Source organism: Neobacillus sp. NPDC093127 (assembly GCF_044754175.1).
GTDB lineage: Bacteria > Bacillota > Bacilli > Bacillales > Cytobacillaceae > Neobacillus.
Genome location: NZ_JBIVOP010000027.1, coordinates 50,585 through 68,548 on the forward strand (window position 1 = coordinate 50,585; position 17,964 = coordinate 68,548).

The 17,964-nt window shown below is 31.3% G+C and carries 15 protein-coding genes; all 15 read left to right on the top strand.

Annotated features, from left to right (window positions below):
* Positions 1-11 precede the first annotated feature (11 nt).
* The 15 genes from ACIQCO_RS25035 (at position 12) to ACIQCO_RS25105 (ending at position 16,974) form a co-directional block, all read left to right on the top strand.
* Positions 12-1,121, top strand: a complete 1,110-nt coding sequence (locus ACIQCO_RS25035; RefSeq protein WP_400434410.1) for a capsular polysaccharide biosynthesis protein CapF — start codon at positions 12-14, stop codon at positions 1,119-1,121.
* Between the two features lie 3 nt (positions 1,122-1,124).
* Positions 1,125-2,261 carry a non-hydrolyzing UDP-N-acetylglucosamine 2-epimerase gene (gene wecB / locus ACIQCO_RS25040; RefSeq protein WP_400434413.1) on the top strand — a complete coding sequence of 379 codons (1,137 nt, stop codon included), beginning with the start codon at positions 1,125-1,127 and terminating at the stop codon, positions 2,259-2,261.
* Between the two features lie 4 nt (positions 2,262-2,265).
* Positions 2,266-2,871 carry a CatB-related O-acetyltransferase gene (locus tag ACIQCO_RS25045; protein ID WP_400434416.1) on the top strand — a complete coding sequence of 202 codons (606 nt, stop codon included), beginning with the start codon at positions 2,266-2,268 and terminating at the stop codon, positions 2,869-2,871.
* A 15-nt stretch (positions 2,872-2,886) separates the two neighbouring features.
* Complete coding sequence (locus ACIQCO_RS25050) at positions 2,887-4,074, top strand: glycosyltransferase family 4 protein (RefSeq protein ID WP_400434419.1); 1,188 nt, start codon at positions 2,887-2,889, stop codon at positions 4,072-4,074.
* An 8-nt stretch (positions 4,075-4,082) separates the two neighbouring features.
* On the top strand, positions 4,083-5,303 hold the full coding sequence (locus tag ACIQCO_RS25055) for a nucleotide sugar dehydrogenase (protein WP_400434422.1): 1,221 nt from the start codon (positions 4,083-4,085) through the stop codon (positions 5,301-5,303).
* 328 nt (positions 5,304-5,631) lie between these two features.
* Positions 5,632-6,723, top strand: coding sequence for a glycosyltransferase family 4 protein (locus tag ACIQCO_RS25060; RefSeq protein ID WP_400434424.1), 1,092 nt, complete (start codon positions 5,632-5,634; stop codon positions 6,721-6,723).
* An 18-nt stretch (positions 6,724-6,741) separates the two neighbouring features.
* The gene (locus tag ACIQCO_RS25065; protein WP_400434427.1) at positions 6,742-7,914 is read left to right on the top strand and encodes an O-antigen ligase family protein; all 1,173 of its coding nucleotides are present in this window, start codon (positions 6,742-6,744) and stop codon (positions 7,912-7,914) included.
* Positions 7,915-8,206: 292 nt separating this feature from the next.
* Positions 8,207-9,319 carry a glycosyltransferase family protein gene (locus ACIQCO_RS25070; RefSeq protein ID WP_400434430.1) on the top strand — a complete coding sequence of 371 codons (1,113 nt, stop codon included), beginning with the start codon at positions 8,207-8,209 and terminating at the stop codon, positions 9,317-9,319.
* 109 nt (positions 9,320-9,428) lie between these two features.
* Positions 9,429-10,406, top strand: coding sequence for a glycosyltransferase (locus ACIQCO_RS25075; protein WP_400434433.1), 978 nt, complete (start codon positions 9,429-9,431; stop codon positions 10,404-10,406).
* Positions 10,393-11,859: a lipopolysaccharide biosynthesis protein gene (locus tag ACIQCO_RS25080; protein ID WP_400434436.1), complete on the top strand. Its 1,467-nt coding sequence runs from the start codon at positions 10,393-10,395 to the stop codon at positions 11,857-11,859. Before ACIQCO_RS25075 ends, ACIQCO_RS25080 begins: the two co-directional genes overlap by 14 nt.
* Before the next feature lie 14 nt (positions 11,860-11,873).
* Complete coding sequence (locus ACIQCO_RS25085) at positions 11,874-13,010, top strand: TDP-N-acetylfucosamine:lipid II N-acetylfucosaminyltransferase family protein (protein WP_400434439.1); 1,137 nt, start codon at positions 11,874-11,876, stop codon at positions 13,008-13,010.
* Positions 13,011-13,120: 110 nt separating this feature from the next.
* Positions 13,121-14,221, top strand: a complete 1,101-nt coding sequence (locus ACIQCO_RS25090) for a DegT/DnrJ/EryC1/StrS family aminotransferase (RefSeq protein WP_400434441.1) — start codon at positions 13,121-13,123, stop codon at positions 14,219-14,221.
* A 15-nt stretch (positions 14,222-14,236) separates the two neighbouring features.
* Positions 14,237-15,103: a glucose-1-phosphate thymidylyltransferase RfbA gene (gene rfbA / locus ACIQCO_RS25095; RefSeq protein ID WP_400434443.1), complete on the top strand. Its 867-nt coding sequence runs from the start codon at positions 14,237-14,239 to the stop codon at positions 15,101-15,103.
* 97 nt (positions 15,104-15,200) lie between these two features.
* Positions 15,201-16,229 carry a dTDP-glucose 4,6-dehydratase gene (gene rfbB / locus ACIQCO_RS25100; protein ID WP_400434445.1) on the top strand — a complete coding sequence of 343 codons (1,029 nt, stop codon included), beginning with the start codon at positions 15,201-15,203 and terminating at the stop codon, positions 16,227-16,229.
* A 97-nt stretch (positions 16,230-16,326) separates the two neighbouring features.
* Positions 16,327-16,974 carry an acetyltransferase gene (locus ACIQCO_RS25105; protein ID WP_400434447.1) on the top strand — a complete coding sequence of 216 codons (648 nt, stop codon included), beginning with the start codon at positions 16,327-16,329 and terminating at the stop codon, positions 16,972-16,974.
* Positions 16,975-17,964 lie beyond the last annotated feature (990 nt).

A 17,964-nucleotide genomic window follows, 5' to 3' on the forward strand; every position in this document is an offset into this window, starting at 1 on the left:
TGGAATAATTAATGAAAATTCTAGTTACAGGCTCCCAAGGATTTGTTGGAAAAAACCTTATAGCTGAACTTAAAAATAAGGGTTATTACGATATATATGAATTTAGTAGAGAAAGTGATATTTCATTACTAGAAAAATACACACAAGATTGTGACTTTGTATTCCACCTTGCTGGTATTAATAGACCGGAAAACGAAAAGGAATTTATGGAAGGCAATTTTGGGTTTACATCTGAGTTGCTGGCCAGTCTAAAGAAAACAGGTAATAAAGCACCTGTGTTAATTACTTCGTCTATCCAAGCAGATAAGGATAATCCTTATGGTAGAAGTAAAAAGGCAGGAGAGGACTTATTATTTGATTACTATAAAGAAACTGACGTAAAAGTTTTCATATATAGATTACCAAACTTATTTGGGAAATGGAGCAAACCTAACTATAATACGGTGGTGGCTACGTATTGCCACAATATTGCTAGAGACTTGGATATCCAGATAAACAATCCAGATGCTGAGCTTACTCTTTGTTATATAGATGACGTATTAGAAGAATTTCTTAGAGCTTTAGAGGGGAATCCTACTTCTCAAGGTGACTTTTGTGCCGTTCCTGTTACTCATCAAATCAAACTTGGTAAATTAGCAAATTTAATAAAGAGCTTCAAAGAAAGTAGAAAGTATTTAAGTATTTCTAATATGGAAGATGCGTTAACTAAGAAGCTTTATAGCACTTATTTAAGCTTTCTACCAGAGGATAAGTTTTCATATGATCTAAAAATGAATTGTGATCACAGAGGATCGTTTACAGAATTTATTAGAACCCCGGAAAGAGGTCAAGTTTCCATAAATGTATCAAAGCCGGGGATTACAAAAGGTAATCATTGGCATCATACTAAAAATGAAAAGTTCTTAGTAGTTAGCGGAGAAGGTTTAATTAGATTCAGGAAGATAGGATCAGATGAAATCATTGAATATAGAGTGAGCGGAAATAAGTTACAGGTTGTAGATATACCTACTGGTTACACACACTCAATTGTGAATGTGGGAGAAAATGATCTAGTCACTGTAATGTGGGTAAATGAGTGCTTTGACCCTGAAAAGCCGGATACTTACATCTTGGAGGTATAACTTATGCAGAAACTAAAAGTCATGACAGTTGTTGGTACGAGACCAGAGATTATTAGACTGTCTGCTGTTATTAATAAATTAGAGGAATCAAACGCAATAGAACATACGCTTGTTCATACGGGACAAAATTATGATTATGAATTAAATGAAGTATTTTTTAATGATTTTAAATTAAAAAAGCCAGATTATTTTCTTAATGCAGCTACAGGTACAGCAGTAGAAACGATAGGAAATATACTTGTGAAAATCGATCCAATTATGGAAGAAGTAAAACCAGATGCGTTATTAGTACTTGGTGACACTAATAGTTGCTTATGTGCGATTGCTGCTAAAAGAAGACATATACCTATATTCCATATGGAAGCTGGTAATAGGTGCTTTGACCAAAGAGTACCAGAAGAAACTAACAGAAAAATTGTGGATCACACAGCCGATATTAATTTAACTTATAGTGATATTGCAAGAGAATATCTTCTTAGAGAGGGGTTACCTGCAGATAGAATTATTAAGACTGGCAGCCCTATGTTTGAGGTGCTTAATTCTAGAAAGGTTGATATTGAGAAATCAGATGTATTAGAAAGTTTGGAACTTACTGAAGGAAAATACTTTGTGATTTCCGCTCACAGAGAAGAAAATATTAGTTCAGAAACCAATTTCAAAGATTTAGTTGATAGTCTAAATGCTGTTGCTGAGAAATATAATATGCCCGTGATTGTTAGTACACATCCTAGAACTAGAAATATGATAAATGCCAAAGGGGTCAAGTTTAATCCATTAGTAAAAACTATGAAACCTTTAGGGTTTAATGATTATAACAAGCTTCAAATTAAAGCAAAAGCGGTACTTAGTGATAGTGGAACTATTAGCGAAGAATCCTCTATTCTTGGATTTAGAGCCCTTAATATTCGGCAAGCTCATGAAAGACCTGAAGCCATGGAAGAGGCAGCGGTTATGATGGTAGGTTTAGAGAAAGAAAGAATACTTCAGGGTCTTGAAATTTTAGAAACTCAAGGAATAGAAACATTGAGATATGTAGAGGACTATAGCAAGCCAAATGTATCTGAAAAGGTACTAAGAATAATATTATCTTATACAAATTATGTGAATAGTGTTGTTTGGAAAAAAAATAGCGAGAGGTAAGCAAATGACTTTCCTGTATTATATATCTAAAATAATTAAAAAACTCCATTTACCTGCTATTAGGAATTCTAAAATTCATAGATCATCAAAAGTTTGTTCTGGAACCCATATTGTTAATAGCGAGTTGGGAAAATATTCGTATATAGGGAATTTTTGCACCGTTATAAATACTGAAATAGCGGCTTTTTGCTCAATAGCAGATAATTGTATTATTGGTGGTGCAAACCATCCAATAGGTTGGGTATCAACATCCCCTGTGTTCCATGAGGGAAAGAATATAATGAGGAAAAGTTTTTCGAACCATCCTTATATTACCGGAATTAAAACAGTTATAGGAAATGATGTTTGGATCGGGAATAATTCTTTAATAAAAAGCGGAGTAACTATTGCAGATGGTGCTGTAATCGGAATGGGTTCAGTTCTCACTAAAGATGTTGGAGCGTATGAAATTTGGGCTGGTAATCCTGCAAAATTTATTAGAAAAAGATTTAGTAATGATGTAATTGAAAAACTCCAAAGCAGTAAATGGTGGAACTACAAGGATTCAGAGTTACTACAAGCATCTTTAGACTTTAATGATGTTAAAAAATTTACGGAAAATTATAAATAAGTAGAGGTAGATAGTATGAGAATATTACATTGGGACGAGATGTTCCATCCTTCATTTGGATATCAAATAAACGTTTTACCTAAATATCAAGTAAAACAAGGTCATGAAGTAATAATTCTCACATCAGATAAGATTGATAAGCATCCTACTTTTGCTGAATTTGGGAACAACGATAACATAATCCAAGAAGACGAAATTTATATGACTAAGTATGGTGTTAAAATAATACGCTTACCAATTCATAAAGTGGTAAGTGGTCGTGTTATATATAAAAAGGGATATATTAAAAGAATAAAAGACTTAGAACCTGACGTGATAATGTGTCACACTAATGACACGTTATCTTCCATAAGAATTACACAAAGATATAAATCACTTAATATTCCTATTGTGTTTGATAATCACATGCTAGAAATGGCATCTAAAAATCCATTAAGTAAAATCTTTCGCCTATTTTTCAGGACCTTTGTTACTCCAATTATAATAAAGAATAAGTTAATAGTAATTAGAACACAAGATGACAATTATGTTAATAAGCATCTAGGGATTCCAGAAGAACAAACTCCATTCATTTCTTTTGGATCAGATACAACACTGTTTCATCCTGATTCAAAAGTAAAAAAAATTTTTAGGGAACAATATAACATTAAGGAAGATGAATTTGTTGTTGTTTATACCGGTAAGTTAACAGAGGCTAAGGGTGGAAAACTCTTGGCGAAAGCTTTTGAAAATAGTTTCGATATTGATAAAAAAATAGTACTTGTTGTTGTCGGAAATTCTAATAGTCTTTATGAAAAAGAAGTGGATGAAATATTTAAAAGATCCAAAAATAGAATTATTAGGTTCTCGACACAAAAATATACAGAACTACCCGCTTTTTACCAAATGGCGGATTTATGTGTGTTTCCCAAACAATGCAGTTTAAGTTTCTATGATGCACAGGCTTGTGGATTACCAGTGGTAGCGGAAGATAATAATATTAACATTGATAGGTTAAATCATAATAATGGTTTTGTTTACAAGGTAGATGAAGTGAATGATTTTAGGGAAAAGATATTAAAGACTGCAAAATTATCACAAGAAGAATATCGTACTGTAGCAGGAAATGCGTTTAGTTATGTGAAGGAGAATTATGATTATGAAGAAATAGCAAAACAGTACACAGCAACACTTTTCGATGAGTATAAGAAATTTTATAGGTAGGTGTATATATGATAAACATTATAGGATTAGGATATATAGGATTACCTACAGCTTTGATGTTTGCGAAAAGAGGACTTAAAGTAGTAGGAACTGATAAAAATACTAATCTAGTAAACTTATTAAAAGAAGGTAAGCTTACTTTTGAAGAAAAAGGGTTAAAAGAAATTTTCGAAGACGCTCTTTCAAATGGAATTGAATTTACAACCGAATATAAAAAGACACATACCTATATAATTGCGGTCCCAACACCCTTTATCAAAGAAAGTAAGAAACTTGATCCAAAGTATGTTATTTCAGCCGTGAATAACGTACTTGATGTTTGTGAAAAAGGTGCAGCAATAATAATTGAATCAACAATTTCACCAGGGACAATTGATAAATATATTCGCCCTGAAATAGAAAAAAGAAGTTATGTTATTGGGGAGGATATACATTTGTTACATGCTCCCGAAAGAATTATTCCAGGAAATATGATCTACGAGCTTGAGCATAACTCAAGAACGATTGGAGCAGATAATTTCAAAATTGGTGAGAGAGTTAAAGGTTTATATGCAAACTTCTGTAAGGCAGAAATTGTCGTAACTGATATTAGATCAGCTGAAATGTCTAAGGTAGTAGAGAATACTTATAGAGATATCAATATTGCATTTGCTAATGAATTAGCTAAAATTTGCCGTAAAGATAATTTGAATATATATGAGATTATTAAAATTGCAAATAAACATCCACGAGTAAATATATTAGAACCAGGTCCAGGTGTTGGGGGTCATTGTATTTCAGTTGATCCATGGTTTTTGGTTGGAGACTATCCAGATCTAACGAATCTTATACTAACTGCCCGAAAAGTAAACGACTCCATGCCTAGACACGTATTAGGACGAATCAGAGATATTATGAGAGATCATGATATTAAAGATATTTCAAAAGTTGGTCTGTATGGATTAGCATATAAAGAAAATGTTGACGATACAAGGGAAAGCCCTACCCTTCAATTATTAGAACGAATGGATGAGCACTTGGCTTTTGGAGTTAAAGTGTTTGACCCCTTTGTAAAACAAAGAATTGTAGACCATCAGTATATGAATTTTGAAGACTTTTTAAATGAGATAGAAATCCTTGTTATTATGGTGGGACATAATCATATTAAAAACAATTTGAATCTGATTAAGAACAAGCTTGTTCTAGATACCAAAAATATCTGTCGGTTTGAGGGTTCATACAAATTATAAGATAAAGTTATTTGACAAGGTAGATAAAAAGGAAAAGTGGTATTTAAGAATAATCTCCAAGCTGAAGTAAGCCGGCATCGGTTATACGTGTTTTGACTGAAGTAACATGAAAGTATAGCTCAAGTACATTGAAAGTGATTTGGATAAATGAAGATTTTATTTGCCAAAATACTAAACACAGTTACTTGAAGCTAAAATGGAGTATGAGAATGAGTTAACAGTAATTCTCATAAATAACTGATTTGCGAGCTAGAAATTCGCAGATATTCATGAAATAAAAACCTACAAGGATACAAAATATAATATTGTCACTAAAGGGGCTAGAATAATGAACGTTTGTTTTTTGCTTGGTGGATTCTCAGGGACAGGAGGAATAGGCCGAGTAACTTCTATTTTAGCAAATGAAATTTGTAAAAGTGAAGGGTATAAAGTACACACATTAAGTTTCTATAATAATCAAAAAGAGAAAAATTATGTGTTGGATTTGAGAATTAAACAGGATTATTTATTTCAAAAACCAATTAATATGACAAAGGGTATTTTGAATGGTGGCATATCTAAGCTTCGAAAGTATCTATTAAATAACGATATTGATATTTTAGTCGCTTGTGGGGCACTTTATTATCCAATTACAATTTTAAGCTCTATTGGGACAAAAACAAAGACCATTTGCTGGGAACATTCAAACGTAAGAAATTCAAAAGACCATTCATACCAATTGTTAAGCAGAAGAATTGGTGCAAAAAAAGCTAACAAAGTTGTAACTTTAACAAAACATGATCAAAAAATGTATTTGGAAAAATATCGAAATAACAATGTAATACAGATATATAATCCTATCGATGAGGAGATTTTTAAATACATTAAAAAATACAAAGCTGATTCAAAGAAAATAATTAGCGTTGGGAGGTTTTCTTATCAAAAGAATTTTGAACTATTAATCGATATCGCTAATAATGTTTTGCATAAAAATAGAGATTGGACTTGGGATATATACGGGGACGGAGAATTAAGGAATACATTAGAAACTAAGATTAAAGAGTATAAACTTGAAAATCAACTATTTTTAAAAGGCTCTGTTAACAATCTATATAAGCACTATCCTGACTATGCATTTTTAGTTATGACATCTAGGTATGAGGGTTTTCCAATGTCACTACTTGAGGGAATGGCACATGGGTTGCCATTAATAAGTTTTGATGTTTTAACAGGTCCAAATGAGATAATACGTAATGGTGATAATGGATTTTTAATCGAATCTTTTGATAAACAGCAAATGATATCCAATATATCTTTCCTGATTGATAATCAAGAGGAAAGAATAAAAATGTCTTATTTTTCTAAAGAAATTTGTGAGCAATATAAAATAAATGAAATTGTAAATCAGTGGAAATCATTGTTTGAAGAAATACTAATTTAAAGAGAGAGTTGGTGCTAAGTGGAATCAATAAATAATATTAGTCAAAAAAGTCACTATAATTATATATATCCAGGTAAGTTAAAAAGAATTCTTGTATACATTTACATCATCCTTTCTTTTTATGAGGGTTATTTAAATCTTATTATTGGAAATTATACAAGATACTTTATATTTTTACTTATCATATTTTTTTTCTTTGAGTATAAAAGGTTCAAGATTCAATCTATTCATTGGTGGATGCTTGCTTGGTTGACACTTAAAATAACATCTATACTCTGGGGACAGTACAGTTATTACACTTCTGAAAATGTATTAACTCAACTATCGGTACACCTAGGTATGGTTGCTTTTTTTATTGTAATGACAATGGTAAATTTCGATTATAAGTTTATACGTAAAATAGTAGATGTTTCATTATATACCAGTTTTAGCATGGCATTATTGGGTTTGTTTTTTTCAAAAGAATATCTTGGAGTAGAGTCAAGAAGGGTGTTAACTATACTAGGCAATCAAATTGACCCCAATAATGTGGCTGCCTTCTATTTAGTTGGTTTCAGTATTGCACTCTATTATATAATTTATGAAAAGAATTGGAATATAAAATATTTTGTAATTCTAGTGATTAATGCTTTAGGAATTGCCTTGACAGGGTCCAGAGGAGGGTTGGTGTCGTTACTTGCTGGAATAGTTGCCTTGTTATTTTTATCTGACATCAAGAAAAATAACATAATTAAGAATATAAAAAACCTCTTTTTAATTTCTTTAATTCTATCATTAATTTTTCTTGCTACCCAATACTTTTTACCAATATCAACATATAATAGATTGTTTGGTTTTGACAGCTATTCTTCGGGATCTGGGAGAGATTTACTGTGGGACAATGCTATGGCAATGGCAAAAGAAAAACCTTTCCTTGGATGGGGATGGGGTGGAATTATAATGGGAGTTCATAATACTTTCATAACTATGATATTAGAAATTGGCATAGTTGGTATTTTACTTTTTACTTTTCCAATTCTATCTGTTATAAGAAAAGCAATAAAATACGAAATACCGCTAGCTACAATAATTTTAGTTTCTGGGTTAACACCTTCCTTTTTTATAGATGGAATAAATAAGAGGTTCTTTTGGAATGCCATTATTATAGCTACCATGTTGATTAAAACAGAGTATAAAAACGTAAAGAATTAGGAATAACTTATGTTCTAAGAGAGTAAATAACTAACTGAAAATAATAAATATATCTTTCAATATCATTATAAAAATCCATAACTTGTTCTCCTATACTACTATGAATGATGATAATAAAAGGAGAAGTCCGATAAAGTTAAGCAAAAAGCTATGCTCCTAGATGACTGTTTAAGATTATGTGCGTAAGATAAATTAAATGAATTAGGTTAGTAGAAAATCATCCATCCTCTATAATATTGTCATCCCTAGCTTATACCTAGGATGCTGTAAGAAAATTAATGGGAGATAATCAATGAAAATTTTATATTATTTCAAAGAAAGAGATACAATGATGTATCAATGGCAAAGAGTTCATATTTTCGACGAGCTTAAAAGACATGATTGTAATATTGAAGTTTTCAATCCGCTAGTATTTGATAATATTGAAGAAGCTAATGAAAAATTAATGCAGCATATACAGAATAATCATTATGATTTATTTATGACCCCACATGGAAGTAAAGACATTTATGTTCAAACTTTGTTAAAGGTTAAGCAAAAAGGCATACCTACATTACTTATTTGCTTCGATAATCTAATTGTTCCATTTGATCATTCTAATATTGTTAAATATTTTGATCTAGTATGGCTAACCTCAATAGAGACAAATGAAATGTTCAACCGCTGGGGTGCTAACACAATCGTTCTTCCATATGCTGCTAATCCATATTTTTTCAAACCAAATTATAACGATGAAATTCAGCGAGTTGCCTTTATTGGCACACCATATGGAAGTAGAGTTAATATGATTAATCTTTTACTAGATAATGAAGTCGAGGTTAGCCTATATTCAAGCAACTCAAAGGGGCCAAAAATAATTAGCGAAAAAATGACAATTAAAGATTATATTCATCCCGCGTATAATCTCATGAGATTCAGTATAGGTAGACGTGTGATACTTGGTGCATTAAAACAAAAGATTAATGGAAATATAGAATTGAACAAAACTAGTAGGTTCTTAGAACAGCATTTTCCAGTTGATTTAAAAGATTTAAGTACATTATATTCAAATTATGCAATATCATTATCAAGTACTGCCGCCCGAAATACTGGTGTTTTAAAACACCCTGTAAATATTGTGAATTTGCGAGGTTTTGAAATACCAATGAGTGGTGGCTTACAGATGTGCTTATACTTCGAAGAGTTAGCTGATTATTTTGAAGAGGATAGAGAGATTATTTTTTATAGGTCAAATGATGAATTAATAGAAAAGGCGAGATTCTATCTTCAACCACAAAACAAAAATATCCGAATGAACATGAAACTAGCAGCACGCAAACGTGCGGAAAATGATCATACATGGTTTTGTAGGTTTACAAATGTTTTTGATCACTTGGGACTAGATTATAAAAGGGTGAATAAATAGAAAAGTAAGACCTTATGTATATATTGCAAATTGATAGATTGGTAGACAAAAATTGAAATTGAATTAGTACAGAAATATTGAAATAGCATAATGAAGGGATTATAAAATTATGGTGAAAGTTAGCATAGCTGTTATCACATACAATCATGAGCAATATATAAGAAAAGCAATAGAAAGTATATTGAGTCAAAATGTAAATTTTGAATATGAAATAGTAATTGGAGATGATTGCTCTCCAGATTCCACTCAAAAGATACTTTTAGAATATAAAAAAATGTACCCAAATAAATTTAAAATGATACTTCGTGAAAGGAATATTGGAGCGACAAAAAATTTATATGATGTTGTCATGAATTGTAAAGGTCAATACATTGCTCAATTAGAGGGTGATGATTATTGGACTGATCAATTAAAACTACAAAAACAGGTTGATTTTTTGGAAGAAAATAAAGAGTATATTTGTACATCCCACTATTGTAGATATGTTGATATAAATGGAAAACCATTATATGGTGGTGAATTTGATTTATGGAAGACCCTTTATTTGTCAGATGAAATATACAAATTTTCGCATTTAAAAAATGGAATGCTTGCTGGACAAACCTCTACATTTGTTTACAGAAACATATTTTTAGAACCCAAGCATGATTTTAGCATTATTTATAAAGCCCATAACTTTATTGGTGATACAGCAATAAACTTAATATTATTAGGTCTTGGGAAGATTTATTGTATTAATGAAATTATGAGTGATTATAGATTAGTACGTTCTGAAACTGGGTCAAGTTTCACGTCTCATATTGCGAGGAGAAACCCATATTATGAAGTATATTTAATGTGGGTAATGCTTAGTAAATATTCTCTAGAAAACTTTTCAGTAAAATTAAATCCAAACCGCATCTTGGGAGTTGCAATAGCTAAATTTATAAAAAATAGAACAAAAGAGAATTTTAATGTAGTAATAAAAATAATGTTTGCAGAAAAAAATATTATTAGTATTTTTAATAAAATGATATATCTTTTATCAACACCAAAGAGACGTTTAAAAAGAACTATTTTACGAAGGATTAATTATGAACCCAAATAATATAGGTTTAAAATCAAAGATTTTTTCAGGGTTAATATGGAAGTTTCTTGAACAGAATGCTTCACTATTAATAACATTTATAGTTCAAATAATTTTAGCTAGATTACTATCACCTAGGGACTATGGATTATTAGCTCTAATTATTGTTTTTATAACTATTTCACAGGTATTCGTCAATAGTGGATTCGGCTCCGCATTAATTCAGAAACAGAAAGTAGATGAAATTGATTACTCATCTGTCTTCTATTTAAGTTTATTTATATCATTAGGTTTGTATTTAGGTATATTCTTTACAGCACCTATAATAGCTTCATTTTATGATGATACTAACCTGATTTCAATACTAAGAGTTCAAGCAATAACATTAATATTTAGTGCTTTAAATATTGTACAGTATGCAGTTTTAACAAGAGGCATGAAATTTAAAAAAAGTTTTTTTTCAAGTCTTGTTGGTGTGATATGTTCGGGTTTTATTGGGATACTGATGGCGTATAAAGGATTCGGTGTTTGGGCATTAGTATTTTCAAATCTGACCAGTAATGTGATTTCTACAATTGTATTATGGTCTGTAGTTAAATGGAGGCCTAAATTATTGTTTTCTATAAAAAGAATAAAGGGATTGTTTAGTTATAGTTCTAAAATATTAATATCAGGAATAATCGAAGTTATCTCAAATAACTTATCATTATTAGTAATTGGTAAAGTTTTTAATAAAGAAATACTGGGATATTATAATCGTGGGCAAAACATACCAAATTTAGTAGCTACCAATATTAATGGACCAATAACTAGTGTGATTTTTCCAGCTCTTTCTCTTTGTCAAAATGATAAGAAACAAGTTAAAAGTATTGTTAAAAGATCAGTAACTACAAGTTCTTTTATAGTTTTTCCAGTGATGATTGGATTGGCAGCAACAGCAGAGCCACTTACGGTTATTCTACTCACAGAAAAATGGTTACCAAGTGTAATATTCATGCAAATTTCTGCTATTACATTTTCATTTTGGCCATTGCATACCGCCAATGTAGAGGCCATAGGTGCAATCGGACGTAGTGATATAAGTCTAAAATTACAGGTAATAAAAAAAACATTCTTAGTAGTAGTGTTATTAATTAGTATACCATTTGGTGCATATGCAATAATTTTAGGAAGTGCATTGATCTCGTTTGTATCTACATTTATTAATGCTTGGCCGAATAAAAGATTAATCAACTATGGTATTAGAGAACAATGGGGGGACATATTACCGTCTTTGTTACTTTCAATAATTATGGGTATTATCGTATATAGTATAAAATTTTTAATGTTAAATGTATGGATCACTATTCTTAGTCAAATAATAATTGGCGCATTAATTTATATAGCTGGTTCTTATGTGTTTAAACTGAAAAGTTTAATATATTTAGTTAGCCTTTTTAATAAAAGAAGAATAAAGTTAAACAACAGAACATGAGGGGATAATTTGCGGTGAAATATTTACACATTATGACTATGCCTTCACTTATTTATAATAATATGATTGTAGAAATGATTAATAATGAGAATTATTTTAATCTAGACGAACATACGTTTGTTTTTAGCGATAAAAAAAGTTACGATGTATCAAAACAATATTTAAACGTCAAATTAAATGTTAGTATCTTAGATAAAAAAATGAGTAATTTTAATCGTTTAGCATTAGATTATGATTGGATATTTATGCATTCCTTAAGTTTAACACGTAAACAATTCGTATATTTAAATAGTAATATTGCTAAAAAGATTATATGGTGTGTGTGGGGTAGTGACCTTTATAACAGAAGAACGAAATTTATGGATGAATTAAATTTTTATAAAAAAGTAAGAAGAATATTAGCTAATATAGTATTTGATTTAACACAGCGATATAAAGTAAGATTGTTTAATTCGATTGGTATAGGTTTTATGTATGATAGATATGAAATTAATAGAATTTATGGTAATGAAGTAAAAGTTGTAAAAGCGCCTTATGGCCTTGGATACGGATTGGAAAAAGTTCGAAGTGTAATAAATCAATATAAAGGAAATTTTGAAAAAAAGCCGGTTAAAATTATGGTCGGACATTCCGCTTATCCTTTTTTAAATCATGAGCTTTTATTAAGGAAATTAGAAAAATTTAAAGAAGAAAACATTATCATTTCAATTCCACTAAGTTACGGGGATGATTCTTATTCACAAGAAATTGAGCAAAAAGCTATAGAATTATACGGAGAAAAAGTAGAGGTCATTAAAAATTATATGTCCTCTGAGGAATATCTTACGTATCTGATGAGTGTTGATATTGCATTGTTTGATTATAAGCATCAATCTGCTCTAGGAAATATTTATTTACTATTGTTTATGGGTAAAAAGTTGTTTTTAAATAACGATGGTATAATCTATAAAGCTATGAGAAACGAAAATGTTGAAGTATTTAAAATAGATGATATTAGTAATTTAAACTTTAATGACTTTATTAATAATGACTTTGATGTAACGACAGGTCAAAGAATTAGTAAATTAGTATTAGATGAAAAAAGTATTAGTAATAGTTGGTATGAGCTATTTACTAGTTTGAAAAATAACATAAATAATCTTAAAAAATAAAATCTGTTGCATGAGAGATAAGTTACATTTCATGTGCAAAATAAATAGTATCACAAATGGTGGATAAAATATTAAAGAAAATTACATCTTGTTGGAGGTATTCAAGAAACATGTCAAAAGAGATACAAGTTACACGTCCTTCAATGCCTAGTTTTGAAGAGTATATAGATGAAATTAAGGATTTATGGGAAAGTAAATGGTTGACAAACATGGGCAAAAAACACAAACAATTAGAAGAAGGGCTAGAAAAGTATTTAAAAACTCCAAATATTTCATTGTTTACTAACGGTCATCTGGCATTAGAGTGTGCAATAGCAGCATTTAATTTATCAGGAGAAGTAATTACAACTCCTTTTACTTTTGCATCAACTACACATGCTATTGTTAGAAATGGTTTGGTACCTGTTTTTTGTGATATTCACCCTGATGATTATACTATGGATATTGATATGTTAGAGAGTCTAATAACAGATAAAACATCTGCAATTATACCAGTCCATGTATACGGTAATATCTGTAATGTTTATGAAATAGAAAAGTTAGCAAAAAAATATAACCTCAAAGTTATTTATGATGCTGCTCATTCTTTTGGAGTTGAAGTTAATGGTGTAGGAATCGCTAATTTTGGGGATGCTTCCATGTTTAGCTTTCATGCCACAAAAGTATTCAACACTATTGAAGGTGGAGGAGTAGCCTTTAAAAATGTTGGTTACGGAGAGAAATTAAATAATATTAAAAATTTTGGCATTGCAGGACCTGAAAGTGTTCAATATGTTGGTAGTAATGGAAAAATGAATGAGTTTCAAGCTGCAATGGGAATTTGCAACCTAAATCATATTAATAAAGAGATAAGTAAAAGAAAAATTATTGTCGAAAGATACAGAGAAGAACTTGGTTGTATTAGAGGTGTTAAGCTAGTTGAACCTCAAAATGGAGTTAAAAGCAGTTATTCATATTTCCCTGTTGTTTTTGATGGGTTTAGACGTGGTAGGGATGAGGTATTTGAGGCTCTAAAAGAAAATAACATAATTGCACGTAAATATTTTTACCCTTTAACAAACAGCTTTGAATGCTATCAAGATAGATATAATACCCAAGATACTCCAATTGCAAAATATATTGCTGAGAGGGTGTTAACCCTTCCACTATATGCAGATTTAGCACTAGAAGAAGTTGGTAGAATTTGTGAGATAATAAAAGGCATAGATTAGAAAGGTGATTTTAAGATGAAAGGGATTATATTAGCTGGAGGATCAGGCACACGTTTGTACCCATTGACGAAAGCTGTTTCAAAACAAATGTTGCCTGTATACGATAAACCAATGATTTACTACCCATTATCAGTATTAATGTTATCAGGTATAAAAGAAATTTTAATTATTTCTACACCTTGGGATATTGAGGGGTTTAAGAGGCATTTAGGAGATGGTAGTAAACTAGGTATGAAGTTTGAATATGCTATACAAGAAAATCCTAATGGCCTAGCAGAAGCATTTATTATTGGTGAAGAATTTATCGGTGATTCTCCAGTCGCTTTAGTATTAGGTGACAATATTTTTTATGGTTCTGATTTTGGTAACCGATTAAAACGCGCTGCAACTTTGTCCAATGGAGGAATCATATTTGGATGTTTTGTAAAAGATCCAAAAGCCTATGGAGTGGTTGAGGTAGATGAAGAGATGAGAGCAATATCAATTGAAGAAAAGCCAGATAATCCCAAGTCGTCTTATGCAGTTCCGGGTTTATATTTCTTTGATAATAAAGTTGTTCAAATTGCTAAAAGTGTAAAACCTTCTGCTCGTGGAGAAGTGGAGATTACTTCAGTTATCGAAGAATACCTCCGAAGAGGAGAGCTTAAAGTAGAACTTTTGGGTCGCGGTTTAGCATGGTTAGATACAGGGACACATGAGTCACTGCTTGAGGCATCAAACTTCGTATCGGCCATCCAAAAACGTCAAGGTCTATACGTCGCATGTATTGAAGAAATTGCATATAGAAGAGGGTATATAACCAAAAATGAATTGTTAATTCTTGCTGAGTCATTAATGAAAACTGATTATGGGAAGTATCTGGTTGAAATAGCTAATTCATAAAATGATAAAACATATGTAAGTGTATTATGAGTTTTTCAAGATAAAAAATAAAGTTTTGCTATCTACTCCTTATTCTACATAGTGAAGGGTGAAATGGATGACACAAATAAAAGTACTAATTACCGGTGGAGCAGGGTTTATTGGAGGTAACTTTGTTCAATATATGGTAAATAAGTATCCAATGTATGATATTTTTAATTTAGATGCTTTGACATATGCGGGAGATCTAACAAAGCACCGAGAAATTGAGAATAAAAAAAACTACCATTTTGTAAAGGCAAATATTGCTGATCGAAAAGCAATGTTTGAACTTTTTGAAAAAGAGAAGTTTGATTATATTGTTCATTTTGCTGCTGAGAGTCATGTAGACCGTTCTATTATAGATCCAGGAATATTTGTTCGTACTAATGTTATAGGAACTCAGGTTTTACTAGATGCCTCCAAACAAATAGGTGTATCAAAATTTGTTCATATATCCACTGATGAAGTTTATGGTGAATTAGATTTTAATCCAACTACATTCTTTACTGAAGATACTCCTTTGAATCCTAATAGCCCATATAGTGCCAGTAAGGCTTCGTCAGATCTATTTGTAAGAGCTTATCACGAAACATTTGGACTTCCAGTAAATATAACTCGTTGTTCTAATAATTATGGACCGTTTCATTTTCCGGAAAAGCTTATTCCATTAACGATTTCTCGTGTCTTAAAAGATGAAAAGGTTCCTGTATATGGCGATGGTAAAAATATCCGTGATTGGCTTCATGTATTTGATCATTGTACAGCAATCGACCTCGTTTTACATAAGGGAGACAACGGAGATGTTTATAATATTGGCGGTCACAATGAACTGACTAATTTAGAAGTGGTAAAAACGATTATTAACACATTAGGGAAATCCGAAGAGTTAATTGAATTTGTAGTAGACCGTTTAGGTCATGATAAGCGTTACGCAATTGATCCGGCCAAATTGGAAAAATTAGGTTGGAAACCAACCTACACGTTTGAAACAGGAATAGCTCAAACCATTGAATGGTATTTAGATAACAAATGTTGGTGGGAGCAAATAGTCAGTGGAGAGTATCAAAATTATTTTAAAAAGCAATATAAGTTTGAAAAAGATTAAGTTAAACAAATTATTGGTAAAGGATTTCGAATTCAAAGTAAGTTCAGTCGAAAGTTATAATAATGAATTTATATGCGGTTTATGAAGAGGTAATTATATGGAAAAAGTAATTGTTTTTGGGGCTAGCGGTCATGCTAATGTCATCATTGATATTCTTGAAAAGCAAAAAAAATATCAGGTACTTGGAATCTTTGTGGACACAAGTGGAATGATTAATACTAAAGTTATGGGGTATCCTGTACTCGGTAATATCTCAGAATTTTATGGTTCTACAAAAGGAGTAATTGCTATAGGTGATAATTTTGGTAGGAAGTTAGTCGCAAAAAAAATAAAAGAAATTAACCCTGATTTTCAGTTTATTACAGCAATTCACCCATCTGCCATTATCGGCAAAAATGTAGAAATCGGTGAAGGCACTGTTGTTGTAGGTGGTGCTATCATAAACCCTAATACAAATATTGGCGAGCATTGCATCATTAATACAAAATCCGCTATTGATCATGATGTAAGAGTTGGTAATTTCTCAACTGTAGCGCCGGGAGTAACGATTGGTGGGAATGTTGTCATAGGGGCTCTTTCGACTATTTCAATGGGTGTTAATATCATCCAAAAAATCAACATAGGGAACTGCACTTTAATTGGTGCAGGTTCAACAGTTATCAAAGATATTCCTGATGGAGTTCTAGCTTACGGACTTCCAGCTAAAGTCATTAGAAAAAGGGAGATTGACGAAAAATACGTTTAGAGAAAATATAAAATGCTGCGAGATCTTTTAAATTCCGTAGCATTTTTCTTGGTTTAAGTTAGTAGGGTAGTTAAATCTTAGCTATTTACTTCGGTAAGATTTCTATTCTTTCAAAATGGAGATAAAAGATAAAAATCTATTGGATTGAATTCCCAATTAAATTATTTCCAAGCTAAACATTAATATATTTTTTCTAATCTTGTAATGGGTAGGCTGACTCAATGCAAAAGACACAAAATAGAAAATTTTGGTTTGCACACATGTTAAGGGGTGTTGCTTGTCTTCTTGTTCTATTTTACCATTATGGTATTCTATTTTGAACAAAAATTGATGTTATAAGCGATCTAGCTAATACAAATCAAACTTCTCCACAACTTCTATGACCGCACTTCAAAGATTAGGACGGCCGGAGTGAATTGCCCGGCCAATTGTAAATATTAATTTATGGTTACAACTAGGTACTATACAGAATATTTTCAATAAAATCTATGCCTGAGCGACAGAATATTGATTGATTGAATATTGCCATGACTGAGTGACATCCGTGCCATAGTTTTGAGCAACTAGGGAAATCGAAGAGCCACCAGAAAAAAATGTGTTCTGCATGTAATTAGAGATATCAGTTTGTCACTTTACAAAGAGCCTCTACGGGCATGGATTCCTGGCCAGAAAGCCAGCATCCATAGGGCTGGCTTAGCCGAAAGACTATCATGCCCGCCACTCCTTGTAAAGTGCACGTCTAGTCCGAAAAATATTATATAGTGGCTCTAACCATGGCAGAGGTGTCACTATTTTTTGTCCTAAGTGTCACTGAAATATGGCAGAGATGTCATATTTCCATAGCTGTAATCACTAATCTATAGGTAATAAATTTACCAAACGTAATCAATTGATTGTAAGCCCGTAATCAAATAACGCATATAAACGAGTCGGCACCTCCGGTACGATAGACGTATCAATCAAAGGAGGTGCCATCTTTATGCCAACCAC